Origin of the sequence: Streptomyces sp. NPDC058239, from assembly GCF_042882185.1 — a bacterium.
GTDB lineage: Bacteria > Actinomycetota > Actinomycetes > Streptomycetales > Streptomycetaceae > Streptomyces.
Map to the genome: position 1 here is coordinate 1 of NZ_JBHVWS010000031.1, position 23,041 is coordinate 23,041.

Below are 23,041 nucleotides of genomic sequence, written 5' to 3' on the forward strand. Positions count from 1 at the left end.
GTTTGGCGCAACCCACGCCCCCCATGGCTTTATCAAAACCCCGCCATTCTTTGTCCCCGGGCCCGCGGCGCCCTGGGCCCCCGCGGCCGACTGTTTGCGCCGTATCGTTGAGTACGGCCGCACCCGCCACCGTTCTACGCAGTCCGATGCAGAGAGGCGCCGCGCAATGGTGCAGATCAAGACCCCCGAGCAGATCGCGAAGATGCGTGAGGCGGGGCTGGTGGTCGCTGCCATTCACGCGGCCACCCGCGAGGCGGCGGTCCCCGGCGCCACCACGCTGGACCTGGACCGGGTCGCCCGCAAGGTGATCGCCGATCACGGTGCGAAGTCGAACTTCCTCGGGTACGGCGGGTTCCCCGCGACGATCTGCACCTCGGTCAACGAGGTCGTCGTCCATGGCATCCCGGACGACAAGACCGTCCTCAAGGACGGCGACATCATCTCCATCGACGCCGGCGCGATCGTCGACGGCTGGCACGGCGACGCCGCATACACGGCCTTCGTCGGCACCGGTCACGCTCCGGAGCTGATCGAGCTCTCCCGGGTCACCGAGGAGTCCATGTGGGCCGGTATCGCCGCGATGAAGGTGAACAACCGCCTCGTCGACATCTCGAAGGCGATCGAGTCCTACATCCGTCGCCAGCCCCGCCCCGCCACCGGCAAGTACGGGATCATCGAGGACTACGGCGGCCACGGCATCGGTACCGAGATGCACATGGACCCGCACCTGCTGAACTATGTCGCCCGCAAGCGCGGCAAGGGCATCAAGCTCGTGCCCGGCGTCTGCCTGGCCATCGAGCCGATGGTCTCGCTCGGCACGGCGCAGACCGAGGTGCTCCAGGACGACTGGACCGTGATCACGACGGATGGCACATGGTCCTCCCACTGGGAGCACTCGATCGCCCTCACCGAGCAGGGCCCGCTGGTCCTGACGGCCCCCGACTGCGGCAGGGCGAAGCTGGCCCAGTACGGGATCGAGGCGGCACCGGACCCTTCCCCGAGGTCTTGAGGACCAGGGGAGACCTCACAGGCTGATCACTCGTCCGGCGGACGGAGTGCGCCTCAGCCGGCCGTAGCTTGTGAGACGCCCTGGCGCCGGGCCCCCGGGGGCTGCGTGAGGGAGGGGCCGGGATCGAGGCGGCCCCGGACCCTTCCCCGAGGTCCTTGCGGACCGGGGGAGACCCCATAGGCCGATTTGACCCCCTTGTGGAGGTCTAAGGATCTCCCGGGGTGGGCAAACTTGACGGATTCGTCTTTTGGAGTCCGCTGACGTAGACTGACTCGTCGGCTCTCGTGCATCCGTGTGTCCGCATACGGCAGCGAAAGTCGATCAAGGTAGCCGATTCGAAAGGCGAAGCGTGGCCAAGAAGCAAGGTGCCATCGAAATTGAGGGCACCGTGATCGAGTCCCTCCCGAACGCCATGTTCAAGGTGGAACTCCAGAACGGTCACAAGGTCCTCGCGCACATCAGCGGCAAGATGCGGATGCACTACATCCGAATCCTTCCGGATGACCGGGTCGTCGTGGAGCTCTCTCCGTACGACCTGACGCGTGGCCGGATCGTCTACCGCTACAAGTAGATCTTGCCCGCACCCCGCTTCGGCGTGGTGGTGGCACTGACCCGGAGAACCTGACATCCCATGAAGGTCAAGCCGAGCGTCAAGAAGATCTGCGACAAGTGCAAGGTGATCCGCCGTCACGGTCGGGTCATGGTCATCTGCGACAACCTGCGCCACAAGCAGCGCCAGGGCTGACGCACGACCCCCTGCATCTCGCAGTACTTCGCGCGACGCACGTAATACGTACATACGCAGAGTCCGTCCAAGCTTCGGCTGACGACACCTCCGGCGGGGGCCGGGGACCCGGGCGTACCACCTCTCGTCACGAGAGGTCGGCGATCGGGAGTGGCACTGCGGAAGACCCCCGAAATAACAACTGGAGCCATTGAATGGCACGCGTTTCAGGTGTTGACATCCCGCGCGAAAAGCGCGTGGAGGTTGCCCTCACCTACGTCTTCGGTATCGGGCGCACCCGGTCCAAGGAGATTCTCGCCACCACTGGCGTGAACCCGAACACCCGCGTTCGCGACCTGGCCGAAGAGGACCTGGTCAAGATCCGCGAGTACGTGGACGCCAACCTCCGCACCGAGGGTGACCTTCGTCGCGAGATCCAGGCCGACATCCGCCGCAAGGTCGAGATCGGCTGCTACCAGGGCCTGCGTCACCGCCGCGGCCTGCCGGTCCACGGCCAGCGCACCAGCACGAACGCTCGTACCCGCAAGGGCCCGCGTCGCGCGATCGCCGGTAAGAAGAAGCCGGGCAAGAAGTAGTCCTCAGCGGACGCACTGCGGGCGTCCGGGACACCGGCCATCCGCAGCAACCAGCGGTCTTCGCTGTAGGACCGATCACCTCCCCTCTCCATCTGGAGTCAAGACATGCCCCCCAAGGGTCGTCAGGGCGCAGCCAAGAAGGTGCGTCGCAAGGAAAAGAAGAACGTCGCTCACGGCCACGCGCACATCAAGAGCACGTTCAACAACACGATCGTCTCGATCACGGACCCCTCGGGCAACGTGATCTCCTGGGCCTCCGCCGGCCACGTCGGCTTCAAGGGCTCGCGCAAGTCCACCCCCTTCGCCGCGCAGATGGCCGCCGAGTCGGCCGCCCGCCGCGCGCAGGAGCACGGCATGCGCAAGGTTGACGTCTTCGTCAAGGGTCCGGGCTCCGGCCGCGAGACCGCGATCCGTTCGCTCCAGGCCACTGGCCTGGAGGTCGGTTCGATCCAGGACGTCACCCCCACTCCGCACAACGGATGCCGGCCGCCCAAGCGTCGCCGCGTCTGATTCCGTCTGAAGCAACGGAGACAACTGGAAAATGGCGCGATACACCGGGGCCGACTGCAAGCGTTGCCGTCGGGAGAAGCAGAAGCTGTTCCTCAAGGGCAGCAAGTGCGAGAGCGCGAAGTGCCCGATCGAGATCCGTCCTTACCCCCCGGGTGAGCACGGACGCGGGCGCACCAAGGACAGCGAGTACCTTCTTCAGCTTCGTGAGAAGCAGAAGTGCTCGCGGATCTACGGTGTTCTTGAACGACAGTTCGTGAACTACTACAAGGAAGCGAACCAGAAGACCGGCAAGACCGGTGAGAACCTTCTGCGCATCCTTGAGACCCGCCTCGACAACGTGGTCTACCGGGCAGGCTTCGCCAAGTCCCGCGACCACGCCCGTCAGCTGGTGCGTCACGGACACATCGCCGTGAACGGCACGAAGACCGACATTCCGTCGGCCCGCGTAGCCGTGAACGACGTCATCGAGGTTCGTCAGAAGTCCAAGGCCCTGACCCCCTTCCAGGTGGCCCAGGCCGAGGCCGGCGAGCGCACCGTACCGGCGTGGCTCGAAGCTGTGCCGTCGACGATGCGGATCCTCGTGCACTCCCTGCCCGAGCGCCAGGTGATCGACACCCAGGTGCAGGAGCAGTTGATCGTCGAGCTCTACTCCAAGTAGTAGCTCGTGGGTCCGGGCGGTACGGCTCTTTCGGGTCGTGCCGCCCGTACCCTTGTCAGTATCTGGGGGCGTCAAATAGTGGGCGCCCACGACTGAAGGAACGCAACATGCTTATCGCTCAGCGTCCGTCGCTGACCGAAGAGGTCGTTGACGAGTTCCGCTCCCGGTTCGTCATCGAGCCGCTGGAGCCGGGCTTCGGTTACACCCTCGGCAACTCTCTTCGCCGTACGCTCCTCTCCTCGATCCCCGGCGCTGCTGTCACCAGCATCCGGATCGACGGTGTCCTGCACGAGTTCACCACCGTGCCGGGCGTCAAGGAGGACGTCACCGACCTCATCCTCAACATCAAGCAGCTGGTCGTCTCCTCGGAGCACGACGAGCCGGTCGTGATGTACCTGCGCAAGCAGGGTCCCGGCCTGGTCACCGCTGCTGACATCGCCCCGCCGGCCGGTGTCGAGGTCCACAACCCGGACCTGGTCCTGGCCACGCTGAACGGCAAGGGCAAGCTGGAGATGGAGCTGACCGTCGAGCGCGGTCGCGGCTACGTCTCCGCCGTCCAGAACAAGCAGGTGGGCCAGGAGATCGGCCGTATCCCGGTCGACTCCATCTACTCGCCGGTGCTCAAGGTCACGTACAAGGTCGAGGCGACCCGTGTCGAGCAGCGCACCGACTTCGACAAGCTGATCGTCGACGTCGAGACCAAGCAGGCCATGCGTCCCCGTGACGCCATGGCTTCGGCCGGTAAGACCCTGGTCGAGCTGTTCGGTCTGGCGCGCGAGCTCAACATCGACGCCGAGGGCATCGACATGGGCCCGTCCCCGACGGACGCCGCTCTCGCTGCCGATCTGGCGCTGCCGATCGAGGAGCTCGAGCTCACGGTTCGTTCGTACAACTGCCTCAAGCGTGAGGGCATCCACTCCGTGGGTGAGCTCGTGGCTCGTTCCGAGGCCGACCTGCTCGACATCCGCAACTTCGGTGCGAAGTCGATCGACGAGGTCAAGGCGAAGCTGGCCGGTATGGGTCTGGCGCTCAAGGACAGCCCGCCCGGATTCGACCCGACGGCCGCGGCCGACGCGTTCGGCGCGGATGACGACGCGGACGCCGGCTTCGTGGAGACCGAGCAGTACTAGTACGCCTCCGGCTGGGGTGCCCGGGATTGCCGGGTGCCCCGGACCGGGGTGAGGCTTTGTCCTCAATCGCCGATGGGCTTGATTTCGATCGATGCCCGGTCGGCTCTTGATCTTCCGTGTGGCGTCCGCCGCACGGGAACTGACACCGGTACCTGATACGGCCGGTGCAGCACACAAGGAGAAAAACCATGCCGAAGCCCGCCAAGGGTGCCCGTCTGGGCGGCAGCGCTGCGCACGAGAAGCTTCTTCTCATCAACCTTGCGAAGGCGCTGTTCGAGCACGGCCGCATCACCACGACCGAGGCCAAGGCCCGCCGCCTGCGTCCGGTCGCCGAGCGTTTCATCACCAAGGCGAAGAAGGGCGACATCCACAACCGTCGCCTGGTGCTGCAGTCGATCACGGACAAGGGCATCGTGCACACGCTCTTCACCGAGATCGCCCCGCGGTACGAGAACCGCCCCGGTGGTTACACCCGCATCACCAAGATCGGCAACCGTCGTGGCGACAACGCCCCGATGGCCGTCATCGAGCTGGTCGAGGCGCTGACCGTGGCCCAGCAGGCCACCGGTGAGGCCGAGGCCGCGACCAAGCGTGCGGTCAAGGAAGACGCCCTCAAGAAGGACGAGGCCCCGGCCGAGTCCGCCGAGGTCGTCGAGGACGCCAAGCCGGCCGAGGCCGACGCGGAGTCCAAGGACGCCTGAGCGTTCTGAGACCACTGGACGGGCCCGCATCACCCTTCGGGGCGGTGCGGGCCCGTTCCGTATGTACTGGCAGAAAAGGATCCTTCGGTGAGTGACGAGGTAGAGCCCGGCTTCGTACGGGTGCGGCTGGACCTGGCGTACGACGGCAAGGACTTCTCCGGCTGGGCCAAGCAGACCAGCAGGCGGACCGTCCAGGGGGAGATCGAGGATGCGCTGCGGACCGTGACGCGGTCCTCGCGGACGTACGACCTGACCGTCGCGGGGCGCACCGATGCCGGGGTGCATGCCCGGGGCCAGGTCGCCCATGTCGATCTGCCGGACGAGGTGTGGGCCGAACACGCGGACAAGCTGCTGCGGCGGATGGCCGGACGGATGGCGCCCGATGTACGGATCTGGCGGATCGCGGAGGCTCCGGCCGGGTTCAACGCCCGGTTCTCGGCGCTGTGGCGTCGTTACGCGTACCGTGTCGCCGATCGTCCCGGTGGGGTGGATCCGCTGTTGCGCGGTCATGTGCTGTGGCACGACCGGCCGTTGGACGTCGGTGCCATGAACGAGGCGGCGGCCCGGATGGTCGGGGAGCACGACTTCGCGGCGTACTGCAAGAAGCGTGAGGGTGCGACGACCATCCGTACGCTGCAGAAGCTGAGTTGGGTACGGGACGAGCCGTCCGGGATCATGACGGCGACCGTGCAGGCCGATGCGTTCTGCCACAACATGGTGCGGGCGCTGATCGGGGCGGCGCTGTTCGTCGGGGACGGGCGCCGCCCGGCCGAGTGGCCCGCACAGGTGCTGGCGGCGCGGCTGCGGGATCCCGGCGTGCATGTGGTGCGTCCCCATGGGCTGACGCTGGAGGAAGTGGCGTACCCGGCCGACGAGTTGCTGGCCGCCCGCTCCAAGGAGGCGCGCAATGTGCGCACGCTCCCCGGAGCCGGCTGCTGCTGAGGCCCGCTGGAGAGCGACCCTTGCTCACTTTGGGGCCGGCGCGGCCGCGCAGCGTGCCCGGCGTCGTTGTCGCCAGGCGCTCGTCAGTCGGGCTGCCGTGTACAGGGAGGCGAGTGTGGCCGTCGTTGTCCTCAGCGGGCGGCTGTCCGGGGCCGACCAGGCGTGGACCGCGGCTGCCGTGAACAGCAGCAGGCCCAGGATGCGCAGCAGCCACCAGCTCGGTGGGCGGGGTTCGTAGCTGTCCGGAGCCGGCGGGTGTTCGCCGTCCTCGGTTCTCATCGTGGACCGCATGCCGGCCAGCAGGCCGCGGCGGGTGAGGACCCGGGCGTCGGGGAGGGTGTCGAGGACTTCCGGGCGGTCGCCGAAGCCCGGGGGCAGCGGGGGCAGGGACAGGGCCGCCAGGAGGTCGGACTGGTGGCGGGCCGGGTTGCCCGTGGAGCGGAGGATGTGGGTCAGCGGGCGGGGGTCGGCGAGGGCGAAGGCGCGGGACAGGGCTTCGGCCGTGGCGGTGACCGTGGCGTGGTCGGGGGCCGGGGCCGTGGCGTTCCACTCGTGGGTGGCCAGGGGCCTGCCCTTGAGGAACAGGGTGAGCCCGCAGCGCTCGGGCATGCGGCGCAGGACCAGCGTGGGCCACTTCTCGCCGGTGGTGAAGTTGTCGGCCGCCGTGGTCAGCGGGTCCTCCGTGGAGAGGACCGAGCGTTTGGCGGGCCGGGCTTCCGGGACGGCCTCGACGTAGGTGTGCGTGGCGGTGGCCGGGGCGGTGCGGAGCGAGACGCCGCACATCAGTGCCGCCTGTGCCACGTCCGCCGGGCGGGCCGCCGCTATCGCGACCGCGCACGGAGCGCCCGGCGTCCAGACGCGGGTGGTGGCGGGGACGGTACGGGGCTGCGGGGGACGGCCGAAGAACGGGGTACGTGTCGCCACGTGGATACGGACGCCCGAGCGGGTCTCCAGGAACTCCTGGCGCGGGTCGTCGCCGAAGTACCCCCAGGGGTACTTGGTGGCATGGACGCCGATACTGCGGAACGCGTCCAGCGCTTCGTCCCAGCGCTCCGTACGCAGCAGCATCAGGGCCAGGTGGTTGCGGAAGCCGGCCGCCTCGTGGCTGCCCGGTTCGTACGCCGCCGAGAGGTCCAGTGCGCGGGCGACCGCCGCCGCGACGCGGGGCGCGTACGGGTCGGGGCCCGCGGGTGTGCCGGGGGAGGAGGAGGGGGACACGACCACGTACTCCAGCGCCGCGGACAGCGGCAGCGCGTGCAGCTTCGAACCGGGCGGGGCCGTATCGGCCGCGGTCTCGGCGAAGCCGAACATCTCCTCGTGCGAACCCCACCACTTCGCGCACAGGTACTGGAGGGCCGCGGCATGGCATCCGTAGTGGTGCGGGTCACGTGACAGGGCCTGCGCCCAGTACTCGTCGAAGACATCGCGCGGGGCCTGGCTGCCCCTGGCGTGGGTCAGGGCGATGCGCCACGGCACGGGGTCGGCGGGGTTGAGTTCGGCCGCCCGGCCGATCACCGGGGCCGCGTCCTCCAGCAGCGCGAAGAAGGCCCGGAACTGGTCGCGCGAGACATGCTTGGCGCGTTCTGCCGTACGCATTTCCCAGGCCCGGTCGATGCAGAGGCCCGCCCGGACCAGAGCCGCGTCCGGGTCCTCGGGGGATTCGGCCAGCCAGGCGTCCAGCCAGCCGGGGTTGTGCAGGGCGGCTTCGGCGAGACGGGACACGTAACCGTCCCTCAGCTCCCACTGCGTGTGCTCGCGGGTCGCGGCGAGCAGTTCGCGAGAGGGGTCGTGGTCGCCCTCCGTGGCCGAGGTCAGGGCGGTACGGAGTGCGGCGTCCGGGGCGTCGACGACCACGGCCTCGTCCGGTGGCAGATCGGCGCCTATGGCCGCGCTGTGGCGCAGCACGCGGGGCAGGGTGAGGAGGAACGGAAGGCGCACGAGATCCCCGGGCCGTGTCAGGCGGCGGGTGCGGTGGCCGCCGCCGATGCCTGGAGCTCGCCGCGGTGGCGGATCTGACGGAACGTGAAGTTCGTCAGGTCGTCACCGGTGACGAAGGCGTTCTTGTCGGCCTTGGTGACGTTCTTGCCGCTGGTGTACCCGCTGATGGCGAAGTAGGCGTAGCGGCCGTAGGAGTTGGCGGTACGGCGGCAGACCGATCCGGCGGGGCAGAAGGCCGGCACACCCGCGCCGCTCAGTGTGGCGATGCTGCCGCTCGACTGCTGGGCCGCCTTCTTCGCCTGGGCTTCCGTCTCGAAGACCGCGAGGCCGACGGTGACGGCGACGCCGTCCTTGCTGTATGTGGCCCGGATGACCTGGTCGCAGCCGTTGTTGACGAGGATCGAGCCGAGCGCGCCCTTGGTGGTGGCGGCGCAGTTCTTCGTCTGCTGCGTCGCACCCCTCGCGTAGACGCGGTCGCCCATCGTCAGCTTCTTGCCGGGGAAGAACGCGTCGACGGTGATCGGCGCCTTGTCCTTCTTGACGTCGGATATGTAGTCCTTCGGGTCCGGCGGGGGCGGTGGTGCCACCGAGGAGAAGGACGGCTCGGGCTCGGCGGTGTTGTTCGGCAGGTCGGTCGGTGCCGGCAGCTCGCTCGCGTTCTTGCCGGAGCCGGTGGCGCTGTTGCCGTTGCCGGTCGAGATGACCGCCGTCGCCACGATGGCGCCGACGGCCGCGGTGGCGAGCACGCCGCCGCCGATCAGCAGCCACTTCTTGCGGCGGCTGCGCGCGGCGGACTCATCGGCCAGCGCTGCCCAGTCCGGAGTCTGTGTGCCCCCGGGCCCCCAGGAGGGCCCCCCTTGCCCAAAGCTCATGCGGCGAATCCTAGACGGAACAGAAACCGGTTGGGCCAGGGCTTCGCGTCCCGTGACAATGCTGTGCATGGGACATCTTGAAGCAGGCCATCTGGAGTACTACCTACCGGACGGGCGGGTGCTGCTCGGCGATGCTTCGTTCCGGGTCGCGGACGGGGCCGTGGTCGCCCTCGTGGGGGCGAACGGCGCCGGGAAGACCACGTTGCTGAGGCTGCTCGCCGGGGAGCTCCAGCCGCACGGCGGGTCCGTGTCGGTGAGCGGCGGGCTCGGGGTGATGCAGCAGTTCGTGGGCTCCGTGCGGGACGACCGTACGGTCCGGGATCTGCTGGTCTCCGTCTCCCAGCCCCGTATCCGGGAAGCGGCTCTGGCGGTCGACAGGGCCGAGGAGCTGATTCTCACCGTCGACGACGAGGCCGCGCAGATGAAGTACGCGCAGGCCCTGAGCGACTGGGCGGAGGCCCGCGGGTACGAGGCCGAGACGGTGTGGGACATGTGCACCATGGCCGCGCTCGGTGTCCCGTACGAGAAGGCGCAGTGGCGCGAGGTGCGCACGCTGTCCGGCGGTGAGCAGAAGCGCCTGGTGCTGGAGGCGCTGCTGCGCGGGCCGGACGAGGTGCTGCTGCTCGACGAGCCGGACAACTATCTCGACGTCCCCGGAAAGCGGTGGCTGGAGGAGAAGCTGAAGGAGACCCGCAAGACGGTCCTCTTCGTCTCCCACGACCGGGAGCTGCTGTCCAGGGCCGCCGAGAAGATCGTCAGCGTCGAGCCGAGCCCGGCGGGCAGCGACGTGTGGGTGCACGGCGCCGGTTTCGATACGTACCACCAGGCCCGCAAGGACCGGTTCGCCCGGTTCGAGGAGCTGCTGCGGCGCTGGGAGGAGGAGCACGCCCGGCTGAAGGCGCTGGTCCACCGGCTGCGGCAGCAGGCGGCGATCAGCCCCGACATGGCGTCCCGCTACCGGGCGATGCAGACCCGCTTCAAGAAGTTCGAGGACGCGGGACCCCCGCCGGAGCCGCCGCGCGAGCAGGACATCAAGATGCGGCTGCGCGGCGGCCGGACCGGCGTACGGGCGGTGACCTGCAAGGGGCTGGAGCTGACCGGGCTGATGGCCCCCTTCGACCTGGAGATCTTCTACGGGGAGCGGGTCGCCGTCCTCGGCTCGAACGGCTCCGGGAAGTCGCACTTCCTGCGGCTGCTCGCGGGCGAGCCGGTGGCGCACACGGGGGAGTGGAAGCTCGGGGCGCGCGTCGTACCGGGTCACTTCGCGCAGACGCACGCCCATCCGGAGCTGCTGGGCCACACGCTCGTCGAGATCCTGTGGACCGAGTACGCCAAGGACCGCGGCGGGGCAATGTCCGTGCTGCGGCGGTACGAGCTGGAGCGGCAGGGTGACCAGCCGTTCGAGAAGCTGTCCGGCGGGCAGCAGGCGCGGTTCCAGATCCTGCTCCTGGAGCTGGCCGGCACGACGGCGCTGCTGCTGGACGAGCCGACGGACAACCTGGACCTGGAGTCGGCCGAGGCCCTGCAGGACGGTCTTGAGGCGTACGAGGGGACGGTGATGGCCGTCACGCACGACCGCTGGTTCGCGAAGTCCTTCGACCGGTATCTGGTGTTCGGCTCGGACGGCGTCGTACGGGAGACGACGGAGCCGGTGTGGGACGAGCGGCGGGTGGAGCGGGTGCGGTAAGGGGGCGCCGGGTGACGACGACACGGCGATGATCTTCGCTGAACTCACCGAACTCGGCCCGGGCTCTGCTCCGGCCGCACAGATCTGGAGGGATCTGATGTCTGTCGACCTCTCTTTCTTCCGCTCGGAGACGTCTGAGCGGCTGCGGTCCGAGGGACGTGCCGAGGGACGTGCCGAGGGGCGTGCCGAGGACATTCTGCGGATTCTGTCCAAGCGCGGAGTCGCGGTGTCGGAGCAGGTGCGGGAGCGGATCGTTTCGTGTGGTGATCTGGATGTGTTGAGCGACTGGCTCGACCGGTCGTTGACCGCCGAGGTCGCCGAGGACCTGTTCGCGGCGACCGAGGCCTGACTTCGAGGCGCCTGAACGCCGGGCTTCGGGGCGGCCGAAAGCCTGGCAGGGCCGGGGTCCGGGGGCTGTTTTGACCCGCGCGGGGGAGCGACGGTATTCTTCTGGTTTGTTATACGTATCGGCTTCGTCGTTCTCACGCGAAGAGCCCTTACGTAGGTTCTCTGGAGCAGTTACCAGTGGCTCGCATACGGACAGCGTTCCCGGCATTGTGGGCCCCAGCTGCATGATCGCTTCAGGGGTGCCATGTGTCTGGACCTCATCCACTGAAGAAGCGAAGGCTACGAAGTGCGTACGTACAGCCCCAAGCCCGGCGATGTGACGCGCCAGTGGCACATCATTGACGCGCAGGACATCGTCCTGGGTCGTCTGGCCACCACGGCTGCGAACCTCCTCCGCGGCAAGCACAAGGCGATTTACGCCCCCCACATGGACATGGGCGACTTCGTCATCATCATCAACGCCGAGAAGGTTCACCTCTCCGGCAACAAGAAGACCCAGAAGATGGCGTACCGCCACTCCGGGTTCCCGGGTGGTCTCCGCTCCGTCCGTTACGACGAGCTGCTCGCCAAGAGCCCCGAGAAGGCTGTCGAGAAGGCCATCAAGGGCATGATCCCCAAGAACACCCTGGGCCGTCAGATGCTCTCGAAGCTCAAGGTCTATGCGGGCGACCAGCACCCGCACGCTGCGCAGCAGCCGGTCCCGTTCGAGATCACCCAGGTCGCGCAGTAGTTCCGGCCTCCCCCTAAGACCAAAAGAAAGATCTGAGGAGAATCGTGGCCGAGACCACTGTTGAGAACCCCGTCGAGGGCACCGAGGGCGAAGAGGTTTTCGCTGAGGTGACCACCTTCGAGTCCGAGGTTCCCGTCGAGGGCGAGTACACCAGCGAGTCGCTGGCTTCCCGCTTCGGCGACCCGCAGCCCGCCGCCGGCCTTGGCCGTCGGAAGAACGCCATCGCCCGCGTCCGGATCGTTCCGGGCACCGGCAAGTGGAAGATCAACGGTCGCACCCTTGAGGACTACTTCCCCAACAAGGTGCACCAGCAGGAAGTCAACGAGCCCTTCAAGGTGCTCGAGCTCGACAACCGCTACGACGTCATCGCCCGCATCTCGGGTGGCGGCGTCTCGGGTCAGGCCGGCGCCCTGCGCCTCGGTGTGGCCCGTGCGCTGAACGAGGCGGACGTGGACAACAACCGCGCCCCGCTGAAGAAGGCCGGCTTCCTCTCCCGCGACGACCGTGCGGTCGAGCGCAAGAAGGCCGGTCTCAAGAAGGCCCGTAAGGCCCCGCAGTACAGCAAGCGCTAAACCGCCTGCTCATCTGCTTTACACGTTCGCCCCGGCGGCACACCTTGTGCTTGCCGGGGCGTTCGTCTATCGGCACCCTCGGGCGTATAACGGCATAGGACGTTCATATGCTCGCGTACGCAGCGTTGTGTTGCGTTGCCCGGCGACGGACGCGCCGCGTTGTGCGCATCGTGTTGCTGTGTTGCGTCGGTTTGCTTTGGTTTGGTTTGCGGTTTCTGAGCATCTTCGGAGGACACCAGTGGGACGACTCTTCGGCACGGACGGTGTGCGCGGTGTCGCCAATGCGGATCTGACGGCTGAGCTGGCGCTCGGCCTCTCGGTCGCTGCGGCGCATGTGCTTGCCGAGGCGGGCACCTTTGAGGGGCATCGGCCGACAGCCGTGGTGGGACGCGACCCACGTGCGTCCGGAGAGTTCCTGGAGGCCGCCGTCGTGGCAGGCCTCGCCAGTGCGGGCGTGGACGTCCTGCGGGTCGGTGTGCTGCCCACCCCCGCGGTGGCGTACCTCACCGGCGCGCTGGGCGCCGACCTCGGTGTGATGCTCTCCGCCAGCCACAACGCCATGCCGGACAACGGTGTCAAATTCTTCGCCCGTGGCGGTCACAAGCTCGCCGACGAGCTGGAGGACCGGATCGAGACGGTCTACGAGCAGCACCGCACCGGTGAGCCCTGGGCGCGTCCGACGGGCGCCGGGGTGGGCCGGGTCACCGACTACGCCGAGGGCTTCGACCGGTACGTCGCCCATCTCATCGCCGTCCTCCCGAACCGGCTCGACGGGCTGAAGGTCGTCCTCGACGAGGCACACGGCGCGGCCTCCCGGGTCTCGCCCGAGGCCTTTGCGCGGGCCGGCGCCGAGGTGATCACGATCGGTGCCGATCCGGATGGTCTGAACATCAACGACGGCTGCGGCTCCACCCACCTGGATCTGCTGAAGGCCGCAGTCGTCGAGCACGGCGCCGACCTCGGCGTCGCGCACGACGGCGACGCCGACCGCTGCCTCGCCGTGGACGCCACGGGCGCGGAGGTCGACGGCGACCAGATCCTGGCCGTGCTCGCCCTCGCCATGCGCGAGGCCGGGCAACTGCGCAAGGACACCGTGGTCGGCACGGTCATGTCCAACCTCGGCTTCAAGATCGCGATGGAGCGGGAGGGCATCCAGCTCGTCCAGACCGCCGTCGGCGACCGTTATGTGCTGGAGTCGATGAAGGCCGAGGGCTACGCGCTGGGCGGCGAGCAGTCCGGCCATGTCATCGTCCTGGACCACGCCACGACCGGCGACGGCACGCTGACCGGCCTGATGCTGGCGGCCCGGGTCGCGGCCACCGGCCGTACGCTCGCCGAGCTGGCCGGGGTCATGCAGCGGCTGCCCCAGCTGCTGATCAACGTCCCCGACGTCGACAAGTCCCGGGTCGGCACCTCCCCCGAGCTGGCCGCGGCGGTCGCCGAGGCCGAGCGCGAGCTGGGCTCCACGGGGCGCGTACTGCTGCGCCAGTCGGGCACGGAGCCGCTGGTACGGGTCATGGTCGAGGCGGCCGACATCGACCAGGCACGGGCGGTCGCCGAGCGGCTGGCCGATGTGGTGAAGTCCGCACTCGGTTAGTCCGGGCCTGGCCGGCCTGTAGTCGGCCGGTGCGGGCTCGGCGGGCCCCGGCTCGGCGGGACCGTTCGCCGGACGGGTCCGGTTGCGTCGGCCGCGCCGCTCGCTGTTCGCCGGACGGGCCCGCAACGTAGCCCGTCCGGCGTCGGTGCACCGCTCACAGGGCCTTCCGGACCAGCGGCGTCGGTGTCCCGGCGACCACGGTCCCGCCGAGGTTCGTCGGCAGCCGGGCCGTGGAGCCCGACATCCGGGTGCAGTCGCCGCAGCTGAATGCCACCGCCGCGTTGGCCGCGGCCGGCACGGTGATCACCGAGATGGCGACTCCGATCAGTGCACCGGACTTCGCCGAGGCGAGCGAGAGCGTCCCGGCGACTCCGGCCAGGAACGCCATCCCTCGTGGAGATCCCGGCCGGCGGCCCGGACAGCACCACGAGATGCGTCGTACCGACGGTGCTCCCCAGCAGGTCATCTCGTCCGTACGGTCGGCGGGGACGATCAGGCGCCGGATGCAGCACGCGGCCACTCCCAGGCTCGGAGAATCAGAGTTTGCGCAGGGACAGCCGCTGGACCTTGTGGTCCGGCCCCTTGCGTAGCACCAGAGTGGCACGACCCCGGGTGGGCGCGACATTCTCCACCAGGTTGGGCTTGTTGATGGTCCGCCACATCGTCGCCGCGTACTCCATGGCCTCCGCCTCGGAGACCTGGGTGTACTTGCGGAAGTACGAGAACGGGTTCTGGAAAGCCGTCTCGCGCAGTTTCCGGAACCGGTTGAGATACCAGGTCTCGATGTCCTCGGTCCGCGCGTCCACGTACACACTGAAGTCGAAGTAGTCGGCGAGCCCGACCCTGGTCCGCCCGTCCTTGCCGGGCAGCGCGGGCTGAAGCACGTTGAGTCCCTCGACGATCAGGATGTCGGGGCGGCGTACGGTGAGCCGCTCGCCCGGCACGATGTCGTAGATCAGATGCGAGTAGACGGGCGCCGTCACCTCGTCCTTGCCGGCCTTGATGTCGGCGACGAAACGGGTCAGGGCACGCCGGTCGTACGACTCGGGGAACCCCTTGCGCGACATCAGCCCGCGCGACTGGAGCTCCTTCATCGGCAGCAGGAACCCGTCCGTGGTGACGAGCTCCACCCGGGGATGCTCGGGCCAGCGGGCCAGCAGCGCCTGGAGGATACGGGCGCTGGTGGACTTGCCGACCGCGACACTGCCCGCGACCCCTATGACGAACGGGGTGCCCCGCTGCGCACCGTGCCCGTTGCCCGCGTCCCCGAGGAAGGTGTTCAGGGCGCCGCGCAGGCCCGAGGTGGCCTGGACATAGAGGTTGAGGAGCCGGGAGAGCGGCAGGTAGACGTCCCGTACCTCGTCGAGGTCGATGACGTCCCCGAGCCCGCGCAACTGCTCCACCTCGTCGGCGGTCAGCGGCAACGGCGTCTTGTCGCGCAGAGCACTCCACTCGGCGCGCGACAGATCGACGTACGGCGTCGCTGCGTGCTCGGCACGTCGGTGGGTGCTCCGTGGCGGCGAAGTGATCACGTGTTCATTGTTGCGGGAGTTTTGACGGAGCGGGGGGTGGGGTCGGTCACGTGGGGAGACGGCGGGGCGCGTTCCGGGCTGCCGGTACCGACTACGGCCGCGTGTTCACTTTCCTGAGCACACAGAGTTCTCCGCTGTCGGGGTCACCGATGAAGGTCCACAGGAAGGCGGAATCGGCCTTGCCCCTGGCCGCGAGTTCGCCGCTGACGTCGCCGGGGGCGAACTCGATGGACACCGATGTCGCGTTGTCCTCGTACTCGGACGTACCCGACTCCCAGGTTCCGGTTCCGGTCATGGTGGAGGGGAAACCGAATCCGGAACTGGTGTCGGTGGCGGCGTCCGAGTAGTCGCCGCAGGCATCCGTGGCGCTGAAGTTGCCGTCGTCGGCGAATACGAGCTGCCCGCCGCGGTCGTCCCGCCAGGTTCCCTGCAACCGGCTGCTCGTCAGTACGAGCGGGGGACCGTCCGGCTCCGGCGGGATGGTCACGTAGCGCAGGACGAGCAGCAGGGTGAACAGACCCACGGGGACGAGCACCACGAGGCCCGCACCTATGCACAGCCCCAGCACGACCGCGGTTCTGCTCGACATCCGGCGCTTCGGTGGATGGGGCGGAGGCGGCCAGGGAGCCGGCTGAGAAGGCCGGAGGTCCCATGGCGGGCGTGTCGGTGCGGCTGGTCTCTCGGCGCCGGGCATGCGCTCCCACCTCCGGGTTCACGGCCGGGCGGGCTGCTATCCGGCAGCGACATGATGCACCCGCGGGTATCCGCCGCCGACGACAGGGGCCGGTGTCCGCACCCCTGTGGCGGACACCGGCCCCGGTTCGCGGCCCCCGGGTGGCGTCAGGGCTTCTCGCCCTTGGCGTCGACGACGGCGACCTCGACCCGGGCTTCGCTCGTGAGAACCTGCCCGGCCTTGAACTGCTCCGGCGGGAGTTTCACCTTGCCCCCGGTGGGCTGCGCGTACTTGTAGTCCTCGGTGACCACGGAGCGCATCCCGGCGTAGCCGAAGTCGTGCGGGTCGAGGAGGATCTCCCGCTGCTGGTGGATGCCGTCCTCCTTCCGGGTGATGGCGATGGCTTCGCGTCCAGCGGCGTCCTTCACCAGGTGGTCGGTGACGTGTACACCGGGGACGGTGGCCAGGGCCCGGTAGATACGGGCGAGGGCGGCCGGTGCGATCGGGTACGCCTGGACCATCAGTCCCATCGCACGGAAGCTGTGCTGAGCCCGCCCCTCCGGCGGGCTCTCGGCGGTGTGGCCCGTCGGGTAGAACGAGCGGACCTTCTCCAGCAGGCGCTCCGGGTCGTCGGGCAGCTCATTGGCGGCCCGGTAGATCTGGCGGGACGTGCGGTAGTCGTCGTCCTTGCCGTTCCTCGCCGCGGCGGAGTTGTCGTACGGGACCCAGGAGTCGGGGTCGTACCTGAAGCTCACGGCGGGCGAGCCCCCGGTGCGCTCCGGTGCGGCCATCTTGGTCCTGGCGTAGATCCACTGGTCGTCGCGCGGCTCAGGGGCCGCCTGCTGCTCCTCCAGTGCGTCGGCGGCCCGGTTCAGCACCTCGGCCGGGCTGCTCAGCCGCAGGGTTCCGGTGGTCGCGGCGGGTCCGGAGCGGTCGGGGGCGGCGGCATCGACGAGCTGGGTACCGAGCACGGCAGCCACGGTGATCGCCGCTGCCGCACCGATCGAGGTGATCCGCCAGTCCGCCTTCAGCCGGCGGGCACGGCGGCCCGAGGCGACGGTCTCTGTGAGCCGTAGCCGGCCCGGGGCGAGAACGGAACGGTCGGGAACGGGCGCATCCGCGCGCAGCTCGCGCAGCTGGGTCATTTCGTCCATGACGGGGTCAGCTCCATGACGTCGGGCGTGAACGAGGGATCCATGTCGAGCGCCTCACGGACCTTGCGGCGGGCGCGATTGAGCCGGGACCGCACGGTGCCGAGCGGGATGTCCAGCGCCTCGGCGACCTCCTGGTACCCGAGGTCGGCCCAGGCGACGAGCAGCAGCACATGGCGGTCGCCCGGCGAGAGCGAGGCGAGCGCCCCGGCCAGCGGCGCCTGGGCGGCGATCCGGTCGTCGGAGCGGTCGCTCCAGGACGCGGCCACCGGGTCCTGACCGGTACGGGCCAGGGCCCGCAGTCCCCTCTCCTCGCTGCGCCGGTGCTTGCCGATGAGGTTCGCGGCGATGCCGTACAGCCAGGGGCGGGTGTTGCGATGCGTGCTGTCGTAACGGCGCCGGGAGCGGAAGGCGATGAGAAAGGTCTCCGCCGTGATGTCGTCCGCCGCGCCCTCCCCGAGGCGGCGGGCGGCATAGCGGTGGATGTCCGGGGCGTGGCGGTCGTAGAGCCCGGCGAAGATCTCGGGATGCTCCAGCGACTGCGCGACGACCTCGGCATCGTCTTCGGGACTGGCTGGTGGTCCGGTCACATCGGCTCCTGGGGGCTCGGCGGCTGCGCGTGTCACCCCTTGTTGCCCGCAGGGCGCGGAAAGGTTCACAGGATACGGAGAGCCTCGGTGCGACGCCGTCACCTCACCGTCAGCACCGCTTTCCCCCGGACCTGCCGGGCCCGCAGGTCCGTGATGACGTCGGCGGTATGCGACCGGTCCCGGACCGAGCCGGTCTCCCGGTGCAGCCGGCCCGCGGCCACCGGCCGGACCAGTGCGGCGAGATCGTCTCCGTATGTGACGTCCGAGCCGATGCTGCCCGGCAGTTCGGCGATGCTGTGGACGGGCACGGCGACGCGCTCGGCTCTTTACGCCGGGGCCCGCCGGGTCGCGGTTCACCGGGACGTGACAGACCGGGTCGTGACTGTCACGTTCCTGTGAGTGCGACCTCTGCCCAGACGGTCTTGCGGGGGAAGGGCCCCACCTGCACGCCCCACCGAATGGCGATCGCCTCGACAAGCAACAGCCCGCGCCCAGCCTCGGACTCGTCGTCCCGTTCCGGGACGCGGGGCACGAACGATGGCCCTGAGTGCGTCGAGGTCGCGGAGACAGCGAGCACGATCCACGTACGCGACTCCAAGAACATCCCCGGCCCGCACCTCGGCTTCACGCCGGACGCGTGGGCGGAGTTCGTCGCGTACGCGTCCACCAGCTGACCGTCGGACCACGCCCGCCCCGCCCCGGTTGTCCTGGGAGCGGGGTGCGCTGCTGCCCGGGGCAGGCAGAGAAGCGGCCACGATCTTCTTCGCCTCGATGAGTTCGGCCGGTATCGGGGCGAGGGTGCCGTGGGCCAGTGGGCGTCCATCGGCGCCTCCCGTACTCGCCGCGATACCGGAGAAGGTCCGCTCGCCCGGGCCGATCCGATTCCGATTTGCGGCTCGGGCGCCCGGCCGCACTCTGGACTGGGGGACCGGCAGCACATCCGAGAGGAAAACACGCATGCCCACGGTGACCACGCGTGACGGTGTCGACATCTTCTACAAGGACTGGGGCCGCGGCCGCCCTGTCGTCTTCATCCATGGCTGGCCCCTGAGCGGGGACGCCTGGCAGGACCAGCTCAAAGCGGTCGCTGACAACGGGTTTCGCGGCATCGCCCACGACCGTCGCGGTCACGGCGGCTCCACCCCGGTCTGGGACGGCTACGACTTCGACACCTTCGCGGACGACCTCAACGACCTGATCACCCAACTGGACCTGCGGGACGTCACGCTGGTCGCGCACTCGATGGGCGGCGGCGAACTCGCCCGCTACATCGGCCGCCACGGCACCGGCAGGATCAGGTCCGCGGTGCTGCTCTCGGCGATCTGTCCGCTGATGCTCCAGGGCCCCGACAACCCCGAGGGCGTACCGCAGTCGGTCTTCGACGGCATCAAGAACGGCATCCTCGCCGAGCGGTCGCAGTTCTGGAAGGACACCGCGGTCGCCTTCTTCGGCGCCAACCGCGACGGCAACAAGGTCACACGGGGCAACCAGGACGCCTTCTGGTACATGGCCATGGCCGAGACCATCGAGGGCGGCGTCGCCTGTGTCGACGCCTTCGCCGCCACGGACTTCCACGAGGACCTGAAGAAGTTCGACATCCCCACGCTCGTCGTGCACGGTGACGACGACCAGATCGTCCCCATCGACGCCACGGGCCGCAAGACCGCCCAACTCGTCCAGAACGCGACCCTCAAGGTCTACGAAGGCGGCCCCCACGGCATCGCCGTTGTCCCGGGCTACAAGGAGAGGTTCAACAAGGACCTCCTGGAGTTCCTCAAGCGCTGAACCACATACCAGCGGGACCTGGTCCGCAGCGCGCTGCCCGCTGTCCCGGAGAACTCCCCGCTGCCCACCATCGGGCACTACGAGGTGGTGCGCGCGATGACAGGGGCGGGCCGCTACCTGCCGGCCCGCGCCGAGACCTGCGGCGAGGAACTGGAGACCACACTCACCTGGGCGAGCGCTCCCGCGAGCGCGGCCACGGTGCCGGATCTGCCTGTGCGTATGCACGACCTCCCACTGGTAGGGGATCAAGGTGCCGCAGGCTGACAGCAGGTATCCGCCGCTGCGCACTAGTGTGCGGATCATGGGTTTCGACACGAGCTTTCATCCCGTTGATCTGGCGCTGATCGAGAACCGGTTGCTGCCGTACCTGGCCGGTCACGGGCAGGACGACGGCATCGCCGATCTGATCGCCCGTGCTGTCGAAGTACGCAAGACCCGATTCCGTGCCAAGGCGTGGGCGCTCGGAGTGCAGGAGTACGCGCTCGACAACGGGATTCCCTTTGAGTCTCAACTGCACGTGTGGGGGCGGCCGTTCTTCATCGTCGGTGACGGGCCAGGGCAGATCGCGGAGGACATCCAGCGGTACCTCGCTGCGCCGGGCGGTGGGGTGGACGCGATCGCGGCGGAGATGGTCAGCCGGCTCGACCCTGCGCTGTCCGGGCGGATCCAGCCCGACGAGGACGGGCAGTTGCCCGGTGACGACACGCTTGCCGATGGACTGGCCACGCCGCTGCGCATGCTGCGCGGCTCGGCGATCGCCCTTCGCGCCGGCGAGCGGAGCGTCCGCTCCGGCGACGGCAGGGAGTTCGACGCGGCCCGGCTGCTGACGCGCGAGGTTCCGTACTGCGTCCTGGAGTTCGCGGCCGCCCTGCTGCCGGGCTGGATGTCGCGGGGCCGCACCTGGCCCACCTGCCTGTGCGGCGACGCCGGAATCCCCGCGGAGGGGTTCACCGCCCCGACGGCCTTGACCGGGCTCCTGCGCGAGGAGTTTCCCGGCCTGGAGTGGCCGACGGCGCCTGCCACCATCATGAGCAACTACATGGTCGGCGGCCTGGTCCCCGCCACCGCGGTCACCGGCGCCCGCGCTCACCTGGTCCGTCACCACGACGAGCTGAAGTGCGACGCTCTCGACGTACAGAAGATCGACGAGGCGATGGGCGTGGCCGAGCACCTCGGCGTCGCCTTCTGTGAGGCCACCGAGGTGTACAGCGGCATGGAAGGCAACCTGAACTGATCGCGACGGCCCCTGGCCCACCGGGGGCCGTCGCACGGCTGCCGGACAGGTTGCAGTCGACGGGGTGCGGTGGTTTCGGGGGTGTGCCGGTGCGGGGCTCTGTCCTCGATCGCCGGAGGGGATCGATTTCTGCCGCCCCGTTCACCTTCTGCGACGATGCGAAGAAGAGGGGCGGGCGACCAGGAAGGGAACGGTATGTGCGGAATCGTCGGATACGTCGGTGGACAGTCGGCGCAGGACGTCGTCGTCGCGGGTCTCAAGCGCCTCGAATACCGGGGCTACGACTCGGCCGGAATCGCCGTCCTCGCGGACGGCGGGCTGGCCGCCGCGAAGAAGGCCGGGAAGCTCGTCAATCTGGAGAAGACGCTGGCCGAGGCGCCGCTCCCGGCCGGGACCACCGGGATCGGGCACACCCGCTGGGCCACTCACGGCGCCCCTACCGACGCCAATGCCCACCCGCACCTCGACAATGCGGGCCGTGTCGCCGTCGTGCACAACGGAATCATCGAGAACTTCGCCGTCCTGCGCGCCGAACTCGCCGAGCGCGGCCACGATCTGGCCTCCGAGACCGACACCGAGGTCGTGGCCCATCTCCTCGCCGAGGCGTTCTCGTCCTGTGCGGACCTGGCGGAGGCGATGCGGCAGGTCTGCCGGCAGCTGGAGGGCGCCTTCACCCTCGTCGCCGTGCACGCGGACGCGCCCGACGCGGTAGTCGGGGCCCGGCGCAACTCGCCGCTCGTGGTGGGGGTGGGGGAGGACGAGTCGTTCCTGGCCTCCGACGTGGCCGCGTTCATCGCGCACACCCGCTCCGCGATCGAGCTGGGGCAGGACCAGGTGGTGGAGCTGCGCCGGGAAGGTGTCACCGTCACCGACTTCGACGGGCGGCCCGCCGAGGTCCGTAAGTACCACGTGGACTGGGATGTCTCCGCCGCCGAGAAGGGCGGCCACGACTACTTCATGCTCAAGGAGATCGCCGAACAGCCCAAGGCCGTCGCCGACACGCTCCTCGGGCGGATCGACGGCGCGGGCCGGCTCCACCTCGACGAGGTACGGATCACGCCCCGCGAGCTCCGGGAGGTCGACAAGGTCGTCATCGTCGCCTGCGGTACCGCGTTCCACGCAGGGATGATCGCCAAGTACGCCATCGAGCACTGGACCAGGATTCCCTGCGAGACCGAGCTGGCCAGCGAGTTCCGCTACCGCGACCCGATCCTCGACCACCGCACCCTCGTCATCGCGATCTCCCAGTCCGGCGAGACGATGGACACCCTGATGGCCCTGCGGCACGCCCGCGAACAGGGCGCGAAGGTCCTCGCCATCTGCAACACGAACGGCTCCACCATCCCGCGGGAGTCCGACGCCGTGCTCTACACGCACGCCGGGCCCGAAGTCGCCGTCGCCTCCACCAAGGCGTTTCTCACCCAGCTCGTCGCCTGCTACCTCGTCGCCCTGTATCTCGGACAGATCTGCGGCACGAAGTGGGGCGACGAGATCCGGACCGTCATCCGCCAGCTCTCCGAGATCTCCGGGGCGGTCGAGAGGGTCCTGACGACCATGGAACCCGTACGCGCACTCGCCCGCTCCCTCGCCGACCACGACACCGTGCTCTTCCTGGGCCGCCATGTCGGCTATCCCGTAGCCCTGGAAGGCGCGTTGAAGCTCAAGGAACTCGCGTACATGCACGCCGAGGGCTTCGCCGCCGGTGAGCTCAAGCACGGGCCGATCGCACTCATCGAGGACGATCTGCCGGTCGTCGTGGTCGTGCCCTCACCGCGCGGCCGGTCGGTGCTGCACGACAAGATCGTGTCGAACATCCAGGAGATCCGGGCCCGCGGCGCCCGCACCATCGTCATCGCCGAGGAGGGCGACGAGGCGGTCGTCCCGTACGCCGATCATCTGATCCGGATTCCCGTTACGCCTACGCTGCTTCAGCCGCTGGTGTCGACCGTGCCGCTGCAGGTGTTCGCCTGCGAACTGGCGACGGCCCGCGGCAATGACGTGGACCAGCCGCGCAATCTGGCGAAGTCCGTGACCGTGGAGTAGCGAGCAGTGAAGGAACACA

The 23,041-nt window shown here is 69.0% G+C and carries 26 protein-coding genes and 2 pseudogenes; 19 read left to right on the plus strand and 9 right to left on the minus strand.

The window, feature by feature from the left end; genetic code table 11:
• Positions 1-166 precede the first annotated feature (166 nt).
• The 9 genes from map (at position 167) to truA (ending at position 6,270) form a co-directional block, all read left to right on the plus strand.
• Positions 167-1,009, plus strand: a complete 843-nt coding sequence (gene map, locus ACFVYE_RS28140) for a type I methionyl aminopeptidase (protein WP_389607618.1) — start codon at positions 167-169, stop codon at positions 1,007-1,009.
• 349 nt (positions 1,010-1,358) lie between these two features.
• Positions 1,359-1,580 (plus strand): translation initiation factor IF-1, encoded by a 222-nt coding sequence (infA, locus tag ACFVYE_RS28145; protein ID WP_003956442.1) that lies wholly within the window; start codon positions 1,359-1,361, stop codon positions 1,578-1,580.
• A gap of 60 nt (positions 1,581-1,640) precedes the next feature.
• Positions 1,641-1,754 (plus strand): 50S ribosomal protein L36, encoded by a 114-nt coding sequence (gene rpmJ / locus ACFVYE_RS28150; protein ID WP_003956441.1) that lies wholly within the window; start codon positions 1,641-1,643, stop codon positions 1,752-1,754.
• A 194-nt stretch (positions 1,755-1,948) separates the two neighbouring features.
• Entirely contained in the window at positions 1,949-2,329 is a 381-nt protein-coding gene (rpsM, locus tag ACFVYE_RS28155) for a 30S ribosomal protein S13 (protein ID WP_018519286.1), read from the plus strand.
• Positions 2,330-2,434: 105 nt separating this feature from the next.
• The gene (gene rpsK, locus ACFVYE_RS28160) at positions 2,435-2,839 is read left to right on the plus strand and encodes a 30S ribosomal protein S11 (protein WP_003956432.1); all 405 of its coding nucleotides are present in this window, start codon (positions 2,435-2,437) and stop codon (positions 2,837-2,839) included.
• A 31-nt stretch (positions 2,840-2,870) separates the two neighbouring features.
• Positions 2,871-3,497 carry a 30S ribosomal protein S4 gene (rpsD, locus tag ACFVYE_RS28165; protein ID WP_093897256.1) on the plus strand — a complete coding sequence of 209 codons (627 nt, stop codon included), beginning with the start codon at positions 2,871-2,873 and terminating at the stop codon, positions 3,495-3,497.
• Between the two features lie 107 nt (positions 3,498-3,604).
• A complete protein-coding gene (locus tag ACFVYE_RS28170; protein WP_003966937.1) occupies positions 3,605-4,627 on the plus strand; it encodes a DNA-directed RNA polymerase subunit alpha in 1,023 nt (340 codons plus the stop codon).
• A 188-nt stretch (positions 4,628-4,815) separates the two neighbouring features.
• Positions 4,816-5,328, plus strand: coding sequence for a 50S ribosomal protein L17 (rplQ, locus tag ACFVYE_RS28175; RefSeq protein ID WP_327273496.1), 513 nt, complete (start codon positions 4,816-4,818; stop codon positions 5,326-5,328).
• Positions 5,329-5,415: 87 nt separating this feature from the next.
• Complete coding sequence (truA, locus tag ACFVYE_RS28180; protein ID WP_383975128.1) at positions 5,416-6,270, plus strand: tRNA pseudouridine(38-40) synthase TruA; 855 nt, start codon at positions 5,416-5,418, stop codon at positions 6,268-6,270.
• A gap of 24 nt (positions 6,271-6,294) precedes the next feature.
• Here truA and ACFVYE_RS28185 read toward each other — a convergent pair whose 3' ends face one another.
• Both ACFVYE_RS28185 and ACFVYE_RS28190 read right to left on the minus strand, forming a co-directional pair.
• Positions 6,295-8,208: a hypothetical protein gene (locus ACFVYE_RS28185; RefSeq protein WP_389607619.1), complete on the minus strand. Its 1,914-nt coding sequence runs from the start codon at positions 8,206-8,208 to the stop codon at positions 6,295-6,297.
• Between the two features lie 17 nt (positions 8,209-8,225).
• On the minus strand, positions 8,226-9,080 hold the full coding sequence (locus tag ACFVYE_RS28190) for a hypothetical protein (protein WP_383975134.1): 855 nt from the start codon (positions 9,078-9,080) through the stop codon (positions 8,226-8,228).
• Positions 9,081-9,138: 58 nt separating this feature from the next.
• Between ACFVYE_RS28190 and ACFVYE_RS28195 the strand changes: the two genes are divergently transcribed.
• From ACFVYE_RS28195 to glmM, 5 genes are all read left to right on the plus strand, one after another.
• A complete protein-coding gene (locus ACFVYE_RS28195; protein WP_383975151.1) occupies positions 9,139-10,767 on the plus strand; it encodes an ABC-F family ATP-binding cassette domain-containing protein in 1,629 nt (542 codons plus the stop codon).
• 97 nt (positions 10,768-10,864) lie between these two features.
• Positions 10,865-11,116: a hypothetical protein gene (locus ACFVYE_RS28200; protein WP_389607620.1), complete on the plus strand. Its 252-nt coding sequence runs from the start codon at positions 10,865-10,867 to the stop codon at positions 11,114-11,116.
• Between the two features lie 285 nt (positions 11,117-11,401).
• The gene (gene rplM, locus ACFVYE_RS28205; protein ID WP_114246110.1) at positions 11,402-11,845 is read left to right on the plus strand and encodes a 50S ribosomal protein L13; all 444 of its coding nucleotides are present in this window, start codon (positions 11,402-11,404) and stop codon (positions 11,843-11,845) included.
• A gap of 44 nt (positions 11,846-11,889) precedes the next feature.
• Positions 11,890-12,417, plus strand: coding sequence for a 30S ribosomal protein S9 (gene rpsI / locus ACFVYE_RS28210; RefSeq protein WP_030914197.1), 528 nt, complete (start codon positions 11,890-11,892; stop codon positions 12,415-12,417).
• A gap of 238 nt (positions 12,418-12,655) precedes the next feature.
• Positions 12,656-14,014 (plus strand): phosphoglucosamine mutase, encoded by a 1,359-nt coding sequence (gene glmM, locus ACFVYE_RS28215; RefSeq protein ID WP_383975141.1) that lies wholly within the window; start codon positions 12,656-12,658, stop codon positions 14,012-14,014.
• 154 nt (positions 14,015-14,168) lie between these two features.
• Here the strand turns inward: glmM and ACFVYE_RS28220 are convergent.
• From ACFVYE_RS28220 to ACFVYE_RS28250, 7 genes and pseudogenes are all read right to left on the minus strand, one after another.
• A pseudogene (locus ACFVYE_RS28220) lies at positions 14,169-14,402 on the minus strand (DUF389 domain-containing protein); the annotation flags it as partial.
• A gap of 148 nt (positions 14,403-14,550) precedes the next feature.
• Positions 14,551-15,546: a type I pantothenate kinase gene (gene coaA / locus ACFVYE_RS28225; protein ID WP_383975147.1), complete on the minus strand. Its 996-nt coding sequence runs from the start codon at positions 15,544-15,546 to the stop codon at positions 14,551-14,553.
• Between the two features lie 91 nt (positions 15,547-15,637).
• Positions 15,638-16,135: a hypothetical protein gene (locus tag ACFVYE_RS28230; RefSeq protein WP_383975150.1), complete on the minus strand. Its 498-nt coding sequence runs from the start codon at positions 16,133-16,135 to the stop codon at positions 15,638-15,640.
• Between the two features lie 251 nt (positions 16,136-16,386).
• Positions 16,387-17,373 (minus strand): CU044_5270 family protein, encoded by a 987-nt coding sequence (locus ACFVYE_RS28235; protein ID WP_383970815.1) that lies wholly within the window; start codon positions 17,371-17,373, stop codon positions 16,387-16,389.
• Positions 17,361-17,960 carry an RNA polymerase sigma factor gene (locus ACFVYE_RS28240; protein ID WP_389607621.1) on the minus strand — a complete coding sequence of 200 codons (600 nt, stop codon included), beginning with the start codon at positions 17,958-17,960 and terminating at the stop codon, positions 17,361-17,363. The genes ACFVYE_RS28235 and ACFVYE_RS28240 overlap by 13 nt, the downstream gene beginning before the upstream one ends.
• 98 nt (positions 17,961-18,058) lie before the next feature.
• Complete coding sequence (locus tag ACFVYE_RS28245; protein WP_383970810.1) at positions 18,059-18,268, minus strand: hypothetical protein; 210 nt, start codon at positions 18,266-18,268, stop codon at positions 18,059-18,061.
• A 77-nt stretch (positions 18,269-18,345) separates the two neighbouring features.
• Positions 18,346-18,468: pseudogene (locus tag ACFVYE_RS28250) on the minus strand (ATP-binding protein); the annotation flags it as partial.
• On the opposite strand from ACFVYE_RS28250, the gene ACFVYE_RS28255 reads away from it, so the two are divergent.
• The 5 genes from ACFVYE_RS28255 to glmS all read left to right on the plus strand — a co-directional run bounded on the left by ACFVYE_RS28255 (position 18,419) and on the right by glmS (position 23,022).
• On the plus strand, positions 18,419-18,634 hold the full coding sequence (locus tag ACFVYE_RS28255; protein WP_383970807.1) for a DUF397 domain-containing protein: 216 nt from the start codon (positions 18,419-18,421) through the stop codon (positions 18,632-18,634). The pseudogene ACFVYE_RS28250 and the gene ACFVYE_RS28255 overlap by 50 nt on opposite strands.
• A gap of 283 nt (positions 18,635-18,917) precedes the next feature.
• Positions 18,918-19,745, plus strand: a complete 828-nt coding sequence (locus ACFVYE_RS28260; protein ID WP_383970804.1) for an alpha/beta fold hydrolase — start codon at positions 18,918-18,920, stop codon at positions 19,743-19,745.
• A gap of 96 nt (positions 19,746-19,841) precedes the next feature.
• The gene (locus ACFVYE_RS28265; protein ID WP_383970801.1) at positions 19,842-20,009 is read left to right on the plus strand and encodes a hypothetical protein; all 168 of its coding nucleotides are present in this window, start codon (positions 19,842-19,844) and stop codon (positions 20,007-20,009) included.
• A 37-nt stretch (positions 20,010-20,046) separates the two neighbouring features.
• Positions 20,047-20,979 (plus strand): hypothetical protein, encoded by a 933-nt coding sequence (locus tag ACFVYE_RS28270; RefSeq protein ID WP_383970798.1) that lies wholly within the window; start codon positions 20,047-20,049, stop codon positions 20,977-20,979.
• Between the two features lie 195 nt (positions 20,980-21,174).
• Positions 21,175-23,022, plus strand: coding sequence for a glutamine--fructose-6-phosphate transaminase (isomerizing) (gene glmS / locus ACFVYE_RS28275; RefSeq protein WP_389607622.1), 1,848 nt, complete (start codon positions 21,175-21,177; stop codon positions 23,020-23,022).
• Positions 23,023-23,041 lie beyond the last annotated feature (19 nt).